Source organism: Microvirga sp. GCM10011540, from assembly GCF_042650665.1.
Lineage (GTDB): Bacteria > Pseudomonadota > Alphaproteobacteria > Rhizobiales > Beijerinckiaceae > Microvirga > Microvirga lenta.
Genome location: NZ_JBHSBQ010000012.1, coordinates 16,280 through 29,625, shown reverse-complemented (window position 1 = coordinate 29,625; position 13,346 = coordinate 16,280). Strand labels below are relative to the sequence as shown.

Genomic DNA, 13,346 nt, shown 5'->3' with positions numbered 1-13,346 from the left:
GTCAGGCGGCCTTCTTTTCCGCGATCCGGACCAGGTTGCGCAGGATGGCCGTGGTGGCCTTGATGCGCTCGTCCGGCGTTTCCACGTCGCGGATGAAGACGATCTTCATGTCCGGGCGCACCTTCGCGAAGGAGGCCTGCTCGGCCACGTAGGCGACGAGCCCGTTCGGGTTGGCGAAGGCGTTGTCGCGGAACGAGACGATGATGCCCTTCGGTCCGCCATCGACCTTCTCCACGTTGGCGCGGCGGCAGAGCACCTTGATCGCCATGATCTTGAGAAGCTGGTCGACCTCCGACGGGAGCGGCCCGAACCGGTCGATCATTTCGGCCCCGAAAGCGTCGATCTCCGCGTCGGTCTCAAGGGTGGAGAGACGGCGATAGAGGCCGAGGCGGAGCTGGAGGTCGGAGACATAGCTCTCCGGGATCATCACCGGCGCGCCTACCTGGATCGTGGGCGACCACTGGTCCTCGGCGGGCTCCTCGATGCCGGCCTTGAGCTGGGCCACGGCCTCCTCCAGCATCTGCTGGTAGAGCTCGTAGCCGACTTCCTTGATGTGCCCCGACTGCTCCTCGCCCAGCAGGTTGCCGGCGCCGCGGATGTCGAGGTCGTGCGATGCGAGCTGGAAGCCCGCTCCGAGCGTGTCGAGGGTCTGGAGGACCTTGAGGCGCCGTTCCGCCTGCACGGTCAGGGGCTTGTTGGCCGGCACCGAGAACAGGGCGTAGGCGCGGGTTTTGGAGCGACCGACCCGTCCGCGCAGCTGGTAGAGCTGGGACAGTCCGAACATATCGGCCCTGTGGACGATGAGGGTGTTCGCGGTCGGGATGTCGAGGCCGGATTCCACGATGGTGGTGGAGAGAAGGACGTCGTACTTGCCCTCGTAGAAGGCGGTCATGATGTCCTCGAGCTGGCCGGCGGCCATCTGTCCATGGGCCACGGCCACCTTCGCCTCCGGCACCTCCTTGTCGAGGAAGGCCTTGACCTCGCCGAGATCGTCGAGGCGCGGCACGACATAGAACGCCTGCCCGCCCCTGTAGCGCTCGCGCAGCAGCGCCTCGCGGATGAGGAGCGGGTCGAAGGGCGTGATGAAGGTTCGGACCGCGAGGCGGTCCACCGGCGGGGTCGTGATGAGCGAGAGTTCGCGCACGCCGGTCAGCGCCAGCTGCAGGGTGCGCGGGATCGGGGTCGCGGAGAGGGTCAGCACATGGACCTCGGCACGCAGCTCCTTCAGGCGCTCCTTGTGGCTGACGCCGAAATGCTGCTCCTCGTCGATGATGATGAGGCCGAGATCCTTGAACTTGATCGTCTTGCCGAGCAGCGCGTGCGTGCCGACGACGATGTCGACGGAGCCGTCCGCCAGCCCTTCCTTCACCTTCTTCATTTCGGCCGCGGGCACGAAACGGGAAGCCTGCGCCACGTTGAGCGGCAGGCCACGGAAGCGTTCCGTGAAGGTCTTGTAGTGCTGGCGCGACAGGAGCGTGGTCGGCACGACGACTGCCACCTGCTTGCCGCTCATGGCCGCCACGAAGGCGGCGCGCAGGGCCACCTCGGTCTTGCCGAAGCCCACGTCGCCGCAGACGAGCCGGTCCATGGGGCGGCCGGTGCCGAGATCGTCGAGAACCGCGTCGATGGCGTTCTGCTGGTCCTCGGTCTCGTCATAGGGGAAGCGGGCCGCGAACTCGTCGTAGAGCCCTTCCGGCGGCACGAGGCGCGGCGCATCCTTCAGGATGCGCGCGGCGGCGATCTTCATCAGGGCGCCCGCCATCTCACGGATGCGCTGCTTCATGCGCGCCTTGCGCGCCTGCCAGGCGCCGCCGCCGAGCTTGTCAAGCTGGACCTCGGTCTCTTCCGATCCGTAGCGGGTCAGGAGCTCGATGTTCTCGACAGGCAGGAACAGGCGGTCGCCGCCGGCATAGTGGAGTTCCAGGCAGTCATGCGGCGCCCCCGCGGCCTCGATGGTCTTCAGGCCTTCGAAGCGGCCGATGCCGTGATCCACATGCACCACCAGATCGCCCGGGGTCAGGGCCGCGACCTCGGTCAAGAAGTCCTGCGGGCGCTTGGACTTGCGCTTCTGGCGCACGAGCCGGTCGCCGAGAACGTCCTGTTCGCTGATGACCGCGAGATCGCCGGTCTCGAAGCCGGCTTCCAGGGGCCAGATGCCGACGGGCGTCTCGTTGCGCGGATAGGCCATGGCCTCGGAGAGGCGCGAGATCGGCCGGGTCTGCCGCAGATCGTGGTCCTGCAGGACATGGCAGAGCCGTTCCCGCGAGCCTTCCGACCAGGCCCCGAGGATCACGCGGCGTCCCGAACCCTGAAGGCCGCGGATATGGCGAACCACGGCCTCGAAGACATTGGCGTTCTCGTCGGCCCGCTCGGCGATGAAGTTGCGCCCTCGCCGCGCCTCGCAGTCGATCACGAGGCGGCTTTCCGTCTCGGGCTGGGCAAAAGGTGTCAGGCGGGCGAGCGGCACGGAAGCCGTGCGTTCCGCCCATTCTCCGGGGGCGAAATAGAGCGCGTCCGGCGGCAGGGGGCGATACGGCGCGACGCCGGGCTGGTTCTGGCCCATGCCCTCCTGCCGGGCGTCGTAGTAATCCTTCACCTGCGCCAGCCGTTCGGCCGCCGCGTCGTCCGCGAGGGCATCGAAGACCACCGGAATGCCCGGCACGTAGTCGAGCAGCGTGTCGAGGTGGTCGTGGAACAGAGGCAGCCAGTGCTCCAGACCCGGATAGCGCCGCCCTTCGCTGATCGCCTCGTAGAGCCGGTCGTCCCGACGAGGGGCGCCGAAGGCCGCCACATAGGCCTGGCGGAAGCGCTTGATCGTTTCCGTGGTGAGCTGGACCTCGCTCATGGGCACGAGGTCGAGGGACCGGAGGGTGCCGACGGTGCGCTGGGTTTCCGGATCGAAGGACCGGATCGATTCCAGGGCGTCGCCGAAGAAGTCGAGGCGGACGGGGTTCGGCAGGCCGGCCGGATAGAGATCGATGATGCCGCCGCGCACGGCGTATTCGCCCGTATCCCGGACGGTGCCGGTCCGCAGGAAGCCGTTGGTCTCGAGCCAGTTCACCAGCAGGGTGGTGTCGACCACGTTGCCGGGCGCGGCCGAAAAGGTCTCCGCTGCGATTCTCGCCCGGGGCGGCACGCGCTGGACGAGAGCGTTGACCGTCGTCGAGAGGATGCGCGGCTTTTCCTCGGAGGTCTTGGAGCGGGCGAGCCGCGCCAGGGTGGTCATCCGCTGCGCCGTGACGGCGGTGTTCGGCGACACCCGGTCGTAGGGCTGGCAGTCCCAGGCCGGGAAGGGAAGGATCTCGATTTCCGGTGCGATGAAGCCGAGAGCGTTGGCGAAGTTCTGCTGCCGCTGGCCGTCCCGCGCCACATGGACCAGAACCGCAGGCCCTTCCACATGGCCCGACAGCCCGCGCGCCAGATCGGCGACCGCGAGTGCGTCGAACCCGTCCGGCGCGCTGGAAAGCGTCAGGCTCTGGCCCTTCTTCAGGGCGTCCAAGGCACGGATCAATGCAGGCTTCATGATGGAAATCGTCGAATCGATGAAAGGAAACGCGGGCCGTTCGGCCCGGTTCAGTCGGCGTGAACGGTCGGTCGGATCAAACGTGGATCGGCGAGGTGTGGGTGTGGAACCCCTTCAGGCGCCGGAAGAGAGGCGTATCGTAGTTCTCGGGCGTCGGAATCTCGCCCGTGATCCAGCCGAGCAGGTCGCGGTCGGGCACCTCGATCAGCCGTTCGAACTCGGTGAGCTCATCGTCGGTCAGGGTTCCGATCTCCGCGTCGGCGAAGCGGCCCATGATCAGGTCCATCTCCCGCATGCCGCGATGCCAGGCGCGGTACAGGATCTGCCGCCGGCGGACATCGAGGTCGGCGCTCGTGCGCGTGGTTCCGCTCATGAAGATTCTCCATTTGTTCATGAATAGCGTCGCCTCAAGGCGGCTTGGCCGCTATATAACCATCTCCAACCGTCTTGCCACCCATAAGAATGTCTTTGCGCCCTTCCATTCTCGACCCGCTCTTTGCCCCGGCGAACACCCTTCCCGGGGTCGGACCCAAGATCGCGCCCCTGCTCGACCGCCTGCTCGGGGAGCAGGGACGTCCGACGCGGGTGATGGATCTCCTGTTTCATCTGCCCAGCGGCGGCGTCTCACGCGAGATGAAGGGCTCCATCGCGGATGCCCCCGTCGGGGAACCGGTGACGCTTTCCGTGACCGTCGTCGCGCATCGCCCCCCTCCTCCCGGCCGCCGGGCGCCGTATCGGATCCTGGTCGAGGACGAGACCGGCGACGTGACCCTCGTGTTCTTCAACGGCCAGAAGGCCCGGCTCGAAAAGCTGCTGCCGGTGGGCGAGCGCCGCTACGTCTCGGGCAAGATCGAACTCTGGGAATCCATGCGCCAGATGGTGCATCCGGACCGTATCCTGGACGAAAAGGGAATTGCGGACCTGCCAGCGGTCGAAGCCGTCTACGGGCTGACCGAGGGCCTCTCCTCGCGCATGGTCGCGCGCTATGTCGGGGCGGCGCTCGAAAGAGTGCCTCATCTGCCCGAGTGGCAGGACCCGGCCTGGCTCGACCGCAACGGGCTTCCCGATTTCTCCGCTGCCCTTCACGCCATTCACAAGCCGGGTAGCGCCGCGCAGGTCTCCGAGGAGGCTCTCGCCAAGTCTCCCGCCCGTCGGCGTCTGGCCTATGACGAACTCCTTGCATCCCAACTCGCCCTCACCCTCGTGCGCAGCCGGATGCGCCGCCTGCCGGGCCGGGTGAATGCGGGCGATGGCCGTCTCGTCGAGAAGATCAAGCGCTCCCTGCCCTTCGGCCTCACCGCCTCCCAGGCGAGCGCCGTCGAGGACATCCGCCGCGATCTGGTGGCCGACAAGAAGATGCTGCGCCTGCTCCAGGGGGATGTCGGCTCCGGCAAGACGGTGGTCGGCCTTCTCGCCATGGCGAGCGCCATCGAGGCCGGGCGGCAGGCGGCTCTCATGGCCCCGACCGAGATTCTGGCGCGCCAGCATTATGAGCGGATCGCTCCCCTGGCGCAGGAGGCGGGCCTCACGATGGCCCTGCTGACGGGGCGCGAGAAGGGCTCGGCCCGCAAGGCGGTTCTCGCGGGGCTGGCGGATGGCAGCATCGATATCGCGGTCGGCACCCATGCCCTGTTCCAGGAGGGCGTCGCCTTCAACGATCTCGGCATCGCCGTTGTGGACGAACAGCACCGGTTCGGCGTGCATCAGCGCCTGGCCCTCGGCTCCAAGGGCGAGGCCGTCGACATCCTCGTCATGACCGCAACCCCGATCCCCCGAACCCTGGCCCTGACCTATTTCGGCGACATGGACGTCTCGGTGCTCAGCGAGAAGCCGGCAGGGCGCAAGCCCATCGCGACCAAGCTGATCTCCATCGAGCGCCTGGACGAGGTGATCGGCGCCATGGGGCGCGCCATCGCCAACGGCGATCAGGTGTACTGGGTCTGCCCCCTCGTGGGCGAATCCGAAACGGTCGATCTGGCTGCCGCCGAGGAGCGTCACGAGCAGCTGCGGTCGGTTTTCGGGGACGAGGTCGGCCTCGTGCATGGCAAGATGGCCGGGCGGGACAAGGACGCCGCGATGGAGCGTTTCTCGCGTGGGGAAACGAAGATCCTCGTCTCGACCACCGTGATCGAGGTCGGGGTGGACGTGCCGAACGCGACCATCATGGTGATCGAACACGCCGAGAGGTTCGGCCTCGCCCAGCTGCATCAGCTGCGCGGGCGCGTGGGACGCGGCTCACGGTCCTCCACCTGCCTCCTGATCTACAAGGGGCCGCTCGGACAGGTGGCGCAGGCGCGCCTCGAAATGATGCGCCAGACCGAGGACGGCTTCCGGATCGCCGAGGAGGACCTGCGCCTGCGCGGCGAAGGCGAGGTGCTCGGCACCCGCCAGTCGGGCGCGCCGGGCTTCAAGCTCGCCCGCCTGGAAGCCGACGGCGACCTCCTGGGGGCGGCGCGCGACGATGCGCGCCTCATCGTCGACCGCGACCCCGATCTCGTCAGCGACCGGGGCAAGGCTTTGCGGGTCCTGCTCTACCTGTTCGAGCGGGACTCGGCGATCAGGCTGTTGCGGGCGGGCTGATCCTCACTCCACCGTCACCGACTTCGCCAGGTTGCGCGGCTGGTCCACGTCTTTGCCCATGAAGACCGCCGTGTGGTAGGCCAGCAGCTGGATCGGAACCGAGTGGACGATCGGCGCGACGATCGGGTGAGCCGAGGGCATCACGATGGTCGCCATGGTGTCGAGATCGGTCTCCAGGGCACCCTTCTCGTCGGTGATCAGGATGATGCGCCCGCCGCGAGCGGCGACCTCCTGCATGTTGGAGACGGTCTTCTCGAAGATCGCATCGTGAGGCGCGATGACGATGACCGGCATCGTCTCGTCGATGAGAGCGATGGGTCCGTGCTTCAGCTCGCCGGCTGCATAGCCTTCGGCGTGGATGTAGGAGATTTCCTTGAGCTTCAGCGCCCCTTCCAGGGCGAGGGGGTAGGACGTGCCGCGGCCGAGATAGAGAACGTCCTTGGCCTTCGATAGCTCGCGGGACAGAAGCTCGATCTGGTGTTCGCGCTTCATGGCCTCGCTCATGAGCCCCGGCACGCCGATCAGGGCATCGACGAGTTCCTTTTCCTCCTCCGCGCTCAGGGTGCCGCGCGCCCGTCCCGCCGCGATGGCGAGGGACAGGAGCACGGAGAGCTGGCAGGTGAAGGCCTTGGTGGAGGCCACGCCGACCTCGACGCCCGCCAGCGTCGGCGCCACTACGGCGCTTTCGCGGGCCATGGTGGAGGTCGGTACGTTGACGACGGAAAGCGTGTGCTGCTTCTCGGCGGAGGCATAGCGCAGCGAAGCCAGCGTATCGGCAGTCTCGCCGGACTGGGACACGAAAAGCGCCAGGCTGCCCGGCTCGAGAGGGGCCTCGCGGTAGCGGAACTCGGACGCCACGTCGATTTCGACGGGAATGCGCGCCAGGCGCTCGAACCAGTATTTCGAGATCAGCCCCGCCAGATAGGCCGTACCGCAGGCGGAAATCGACAGGCGCTTCAGATCCTTGAAGTCGAAGGGCAGGTCGAAGGGCAGAGCGACGCGTCCGGCGCTGAAATCCACGTAGTGAGCGAGGGTCCGGCCGACGACCTCCGGCTGCTCGTGGATTTCCTTGACCATGAAGTGGCGGTGATTGCCCTTGTCGGCCATGAAGGAGCCGGTAGGGATCCTGTGGCGCGGCCTTTGCACCCTCTGTCCGCTCTCATCGCGGATATCGGCTCCCGTCCGGTGCAGGATCGCCCAGTCCCCGTCCTCCAGATAGGTGATTTCGTCGGTGAAGGGCGCCAGAGCCAGCGCATCCGAACCGAGATACATCTCTCCGTTGCCGTAGCCCAGGGCAAGCGGTGCGCCGTGGCGGGCGCCGATCAGGAGGTCGTCCTCGCCGGAGAACAGGAAGCCCAGGGCGAAGGCGCCACGCAGGCGCGGAAGCGTCACCGCAACCGCCTCGACGGGCGGACGTCCCTGGCGCATTTCATAGGTGACCAGCTGGGCCACGACCTCGGTATCCGTTTCGGTCTCGAACCGGACGCCCTTGGCCTCCAGCCCGGTCTTCAGCTCGCGGAAGTTCTCGATGATGCCGTTGTGGACGACGGCCAGCTTGTCCGTCGCATGGGGGTGGGCGTTGGTCTCGTTCGGCTTGCCGTGGGTCGCCCACCGGGTATGCCCGATCCCGATGATGCCGGAGAGCGGCGCCTGGGAGAGCTTGACCTCGAGGTTGCGCAGCTTCCCTTCGGCCCTCCGCCGGTCGAGCCGGCCGTCCTCGAGGGTCGCGACGCCCGCGGAATCGTAACCCCGGTATTCCAGCCTCCTGAGCGCTTCGACGATCTGTGCCGCGACGGGGGTCTTGCCGACGATTCCAACGATTCCGCACATACTGCGAGGCGCCCTTCTTACAACTGCTGAACGTTAAGCTTGTGGCTCTGCTAGCGAGGCTTCAACGGCCTCTCAAATCAACTTGCGTGACCGATTGTGACACCTCGTATCACTTCTGTTTCGCCGCCAGGGCTTTTTCGCGGAAGGCGCTTGCCCACTCTTCCTTCACGACCTGACGCCCGCGGCCGAGGCCGAGAGCATCGTCGGGCACGTCCTCCGTGATGACGGAGCCCGACCCCACGAAGGCGCCCTTTCCGATCCGGATGGGCGCCACGAGGGAGGAATTCGACCCCACGAAGGCTCCCTCCCCGATCTCGGTCCTGTACTTGCCGAAGCCATCGTAGTTGCAGGTGATTGTGCCGGCGCCGATGTTGACCTCCGCCCCCACACTGGCGTCGCCGAGATAGGTCAGGTGGCTGACCTTGGCGCCTGCCCCGAGCTCGGTGTTCTTGATCTCGACGAAGTTGCCGACCTTAGCCTTGGGGCCGAGGGAAGCGCCCGGACGGAGGCGCGCATAGGGGCCGACGGCGGCGCCCGAGGCGATGCGGGCTCCCTCCAGATGGCTGAAGCTGTGGATCACGACGCGGTCCTCCACCACGACTCCGGGGCCGAAGACCACATGCGGTTCGACGACCACGTCCCGTCCGAGCTTGGTATCGTGGCTCAGGAAGACGGTCTCCGGAGCGATCAGGGTCACCCCCGAGGCCATGGCGGCCTGGCGCAGCCGGTCCTGGATCATGCGTTCGGCGGCCGCGAGCTGGGCGCGGTCGTTCACCCCGTGCACCTCCTCCTCCGCGACAACGACGGCAGCCGTCGCATGTCCGAGCTCGCGAGCGATGGCGACGATATCCGTGAGATAGTATTCGCCCTTTGCATTGCTGTTGCCGACCCTTTCGAGAAGGGTCAGCGCCACATCGCCGCGGATGGCCATCAGCCCGCCATTGCAGAGGGAGATCGCCCGCTCCGCCTCGGTGGCATCCTTGTGCTCGCGGATGTCGAGGATCTGATCGCCCGCCATGATGAAGCGGCCATAGCCGGTCGGATCCTTCGCCTCGAACCCGAGAGCCACCACCGACGCTCCGGATGCGAGGGGGCTCCGCAGCCGCTCGAGCGTCTCGACGCTGACGAGGGGCGTATCCGCATAGACCACGATGATGTCGTCCGGCTTCTTTTCCAGCGCCGGCCTTGCGCTCAGCACCGCATGGCCCGTTCCGAGCCGCTCGCGCTGCACGAAGATTCCGGCCGCCGGCATGATCTTTTGCGCTTCCCTTGCGACATCGTCCCTGTCGGGGCCGACCACCACGGCGACCTCGGTGGCGCCGGCCGCCACGACGGTAGCGACCACGTGACTCACCAGAGTCCGATTGGCGATCTCATGCAGGACCTTCGGCTTGTCGGATTTCATCCGCGTGCCTTCGCCTGCCGCCAGGACGATGGCGAGGCAGCTACGGGGGGAAGCCGTCTGGGACGTGGGAGAAGAGGTCATAGTGTATCGGTCCGGTGGCGGTTTCGAGAGCAGCTAGCTCAGAGTGGGTAATTCGGCAATCGTTCATCTGGGCAGGGGCAGATTGCGCCCTCTGCTCGTTTACTTCGCGCTCATGATTGCAGATATGTATACGGGTTCCTATTGTTTGGCTTTATCAGCCTCGTTCACACAAGAGTTTCGCTGTGCCGGTTCTGCTGGGGGCATCCTCCCCGTCCCATCCCCGCCGGCGCGACATGCTGGCCTATATCGGCGTGTCGGTCGCCGCCCTTGGCTTTTCGCCTAACCTGCGCGCGCAGACGCCGCAGGCTACGATCTTTGCAAGAATGGGGGACAATCAGCGCTTCGATCCTGCGGCGGTCGTCGATCTGGCGCGGCAGCTGGCGAAAAAGCCATTCGTGCAGCCGCCGAACGACCTGCCGGATTTCTTCTCGAACCTGACCTATGAACAGTATATCGCGATCAAGTCGCGGCAGCCGCCGATCTGGGGCAACGAGGCGCGGGGAATCGCCGTCGAGCCGCTGCATCGGGGATTCGTCTTCACCAACGCGGTCGACCTCTACCTCGTCGAGGACGGGGCGGTCCGCAGGGTCGGCTACGATCCGTCGCAGTTCGATTACGGCCAGCCCAACCCGCCGAACAATCTCGGGGATATCGGCTTCTCGGGCTTCCGGCTCGTCGCCACCTCGGGTGACGGAACGCCCTTCGACTTCGCTCTGGTTCAAGGCGCAACCTTCTTCCGCGCCCGCGCCAGGGGGCAGAACTTCGGAGCCATTGCGCGGGCGCTGACCCTGAAGCCTGCCGATCCGAAGGGAGAGGAATTTCCGATCTTCCGGGCCTTCTGGCTCGAGAGGCCGGCAGTCGGAAGCAACAGCATCACGGCTCATGCCGTCGTCGATTCCGAATCGACCACCGGTGCCGTCCGAATGACGTTCCGGCCCGGCGACATGACGATCGTGGACGTGGAGACGACCCTCTTTCCCCGTGTCAATCTCGAGCATGTGGGCCTCGGCGGGATCGGATCGACGTATTTCTACGGGCCGAACGACCGCCGCAGCGCCGACGACATCCGGGTGGCGGCCTACGAATCCGCCGGTCTTCAGATGCATAACGGCCAAGGCGAGTGGCTCTGGCGCCCCCTTCACAATCCCGAGACGCTCCAGATTTCCGCTTTCGTCGACAACTCGCCCCGGGGCTTCGGGCTCCTGCAGCGGGATCGCAGCTACGAGGCCTTCCAGGACGACAACCAGCGCTTCGAACTCCGGCCGAGTCTCTGGATCGAGCCGCTCGGCGACTGGGGACAGGGGAGCGTCCAACTGCTCGAGATCCCGACGGATGCGGAAATCAACGACAACATTCTGACCTATTGGCGCCCTAAAGTTCCCATGGCTGCGGGCTCGGAGGTCTCCTTCGCCTACCGCCAGTACTGGTGTTGGACCCCTCCGGAGCGTCCTCCCCTTGCCACGGTCACGTCGACCAGGGTCGGGCGGGGCTCTGCGGGGCGCCGGCAGCGGTTCGCCGTGGACTTCTCTACCGAAACCCTGGGTGAAAACCTGCCTGCAGACCTTAGATCCGTCCTGACAGTCAGTCCCGGGACGTTCCAGGATCTCAAAAACTGGGTCTATCCGGAGCGGAACACGGTACGCGTCGCATTCGAGCTTGACCCCGGGAACGAAAACGCGTGTGAGATGCGCCTCATCCTTGAAGCAGGCGGGAAACCGATTAGCGAGACATGGCTTTATCGTTGGACACCATAGGTCCCGATTCGAATGCGGCGGGCCGTGAAGGGCCCGCCCCTGTGATGCCGCCTGAAAAGCACCTGGAGATGCCGACGCAGCACCTTCGGCGGTGGTCGGCGGCTCAGGAGCGGCGCCCTCTCCACCGTCATCCTATGATGGGAACATGGCTGGCGCGGCTCTTCGTGTTCGGCGGCGGATTGCTGCTGACCGCCTACGGCACCTACGAGATGTACCAGGTGGTGTCGGTCAGCCGGACCACGATTCTCCAGTGGGCCCTCGTGGCGCTCTTCACCGTCAATTTCTCCTGGATCGCGATCGCGTTCACGAGCGCGTTGCTGGGGTTCTTCGCTCTCCTGAGGAAGCCGCGCCAGGGGCCGGCCCTACCCTCGGCGCTCGCCCACCGCACCGCCATCGTCATGCCCGTGTACAACGAGCAGACATCCCGGACCTATGCGGCCCTCGAAGCCATCTATGAGGAGGTCGAGCGCACGGGGCTCGGCTCCCATTTCGACTATTTCATCCTTTCCGACACCACGCAGCCCGATGCGTGGGTCGCGGAGGAGCGGGCCTTCCTCGCCCTGCGTAAGCGCCTCGGAGAGGGCGGTGCCCGCTTCTTCTACCGGCACCGGCCCAAGAACTATCACCGCAAGGCGGGCAACATCGCCGACTTCGTCTCGCGCTGGGGCGGGCACTACGAGCACATGCTCGTGCTCGATGCGGACAGCCTGATGACAGGCGAGTGCATCGTGCGGCTCGCGGCGGCGATGGAAGCCGACCCCGATGCCGGCATCATTCAGTCTCTGCCCCTGATCATCAACCGGAACACCCTCTTCGCCCGTCTGCAGCAATTCGCTGCGCGGGTCACAGGCCCGGTCATCGCCATGGGACTGTCGGTCTGGATGGGGCGCGACGGCAATTACTGGGGCCACAACGCGATCATCCGCACCAAGGCCTTTGCCGCCCATGGCGGCCTGCCGGACCTGCGCGGCAAACCTCCGCTCGGAGGGCACATCCTGAGCCATGACTTCGTCGAGGCGGCCCTGTTGCGGCGCGCCGGCTGGGACATCTACATGCTGCCGGATCTCGGCGGCTCCTACGAGGAGAGCCCGCCCTCTCTGATCGACCTGTCGGCCCGCGACCGACGCTGGTGCCAGGGCAACCTTCAGCACATGCGGGTGATCACCGCAAAAGGGCTCAAGCTTGCGACGCGCCAGCACTTCGCCACCGGCATCATGTCCTATCTGGCCTCGCCGTTCTGGCTGTTCCAGCTCATCGTCGGTATCGCGCTGGTCCTCCAGACCACTTACATCCGCCCGGAATACTTCGCCCGGGATTTCAGGCTCTATCCCATCTGGCCGCGGTTCGACCCCGAGCGCGCCTTGGCCCTCTTTGCGCTCACCATGGGAATCCTGCTGGCACCGAAGCTCTTCGGGCTGCTGCTGATGCTCCTGAGGGGTAAGGACCGCCGGGAATCCGGAGGCGGCTTCCGGCTGATCGTCTCTTCCGTCATCGAGATCGTTCTCTCGGCCCTCCTGGCGCCGATCATGATGCTGATCCAGTCCGGCTCGGTCTTCCAGATCCTCCTCGGGCGCGACACCGGCTGGCAGCCCCAGCGGCGCGACGACGGCTCGATCCCCATGCGGGACATCGTGCGCCGCCACCGGGCGCACACGGTTCTGGGGGCCCTTGCGGGTATCTCGGCCTTCATGATCGCCACCTCCCTCTTCCTCTGGATGTCACCGACGATCCTCGGCCTTCTTCTGGCGATCCCCCTCTCTTGGCTCAGCGGCCAGCTCGGAGCAGGTCTTGCCCTGAAGCGCATGGGGCTGCTCCTGACGCCGGAGGAGCACCGGCCGCCTGCCATCGCTGTGCGGGCCAACGAATTGCAGGCTCGCAACGCCACCCTCGGATTCGACGACGAGGACGCACTTCGCGCAATCTACGCCGACCCGAATCTGAGGGATCGGCACGTGGAGATGCTTCCGCCGGTCGCGCCCCGAAAGAGGGGTGAGATCGAGGCGGACAGGGCTCTCGCAGAGGCCAAACTGGCCGATGCCGAAACCATCGACGACGCCCTTCATTGGCTGAAGCAGAAGGAGCGGATGGTCGTGCTCCACGACCGCGCGCTCCTGGACATGCTCGTGCGCCTGAAGGACAAGGCGCCGGAAGCCCAGGCCGCCGAATAGGGGCG

The 13,346-nt window shown here is 66.3% G+C and carries 7 protein-coding genes; 3 read left to right on the top strand and 4 right to left on the bottom strand.

The window, feature by feature from the left end; genetic code table 11:
- Position 1: 1 nt before the first annotated feature.
- Positions 2-3,523, bottom strand: a complete 3,522-nt coding sequence (gene mfd / locus ACFOYU_RS05145; protein WP_377032713.1) for a transcription-repair coupling factor — start codon at positions 3,521-3,523, stop codon at positions 2-4.
- A gap of 76 nt (positions 3,524-3,599) precedes the next feature.
- Positions 3,600-3,896 carry a succinate dehydrogenase assembly factor 2 gene (locus ACFOYU_RS05140; protein ID WP_226742417.1) on the bottom strand — a complete coding sequence of 99 codons (297 nt, stop codon included), beginning with the start codon at positions 3,894-3,896 and terminating at the stop codon, positions 3,600-3,602.
- Positions 3,897-3,985: 89 nt separating this feature from the next.
- Between ACFOYU_RS05140 and recG the strand changes: the two genes are divergently transcribed.
- The gene (gene recG, locus ACFOYU_RS05135; RefSeq protein WP_377032712.1) at positions 3,986-6,103 is read left to right on the top strand and encodes an ATP-dependent DNA helicase RecG; all 2,118 of its coding nucleotides are present in this window, start codon (positions 3,986-3,988) and stop codon (positions 6,101-6,103) included.
- 3 nt (positions 6,104-6,106) lie between these two features.
- Here recG and glmS read toward each other — a convergent pair whose 3' ends face one another.
- Positions 6,107-7,933 carry a glutamine--fructose-6-phosphate transaminase (isomerizing) gene (glmS, locus tag ACFOYU_RS05130; RefSeq protein ID WP_226742419.1) on the bottom strand — a complete coding sequence of 609 codons (1,827 nt, stop codon included), beginning with the start codon at positions 7,931-7,933 and terminating at the stop codon, positions 6,107-6,109.
- 109 nt (positions 7,934-8,042) lie between these two features.
- Positions 8,043-9,419 carry a bifunctional UDP-N-acetylglucosamine diphosphorylase/glucosamine-1-phosphate N-acetyltransferase GlmU gene (glmU, locus tag ACFOYU_RS05125; protein WP_226742420.1) on the bottom strand — a complete coding sequence of 459 codons (1,377 nt, stop codon included), beginning with the start codon at positions 9,417-9,419 and terminating at the stop codon, positions 8,043-8,045.
- A 182-nt stretch (positions 9,420-9,601) separates the two neighbouring features.
- On the opposite strand from glmU, the gene ACFOYU_RS05120 reads away from it, so the two are divergent.
- Together ACFOYU_RS05120 and mdoH are read left to right on the top strand one after the other, a co-directional pair.
- Positions 9,602-11,173 carry a glucan biosynthesis protein gene (locus ACFOYU_RS05120; protein ID WP_226742421.1) on the top strand — a complete coding sequence of 524 codons (1,572 nt, stop codon included), beginning with the start codon at positions 9,602-9,604 and terminating at the stop codon, positions 11,171-11,173.
- The gene (gene mdoH, locus ACFOYU_RS05115) at positions 11,149-13,341 is read left to right on the top strand and encodes a glucans biosynthesis glucosyltransferase MdoH (RefSeq protein ID WP_377032711.1); all 2,193 of its coding nucleotides are present in this window, start codon (positions 11,149-11,151) and stop codon (positions 13,339-13,341) included. Before ACFOYU_RS05120 ends, mdoH begins: the two co-directional genes overlap by 25 nt.
- Positions 13,342-13,346: the final 5 nt, after the last annotated feature.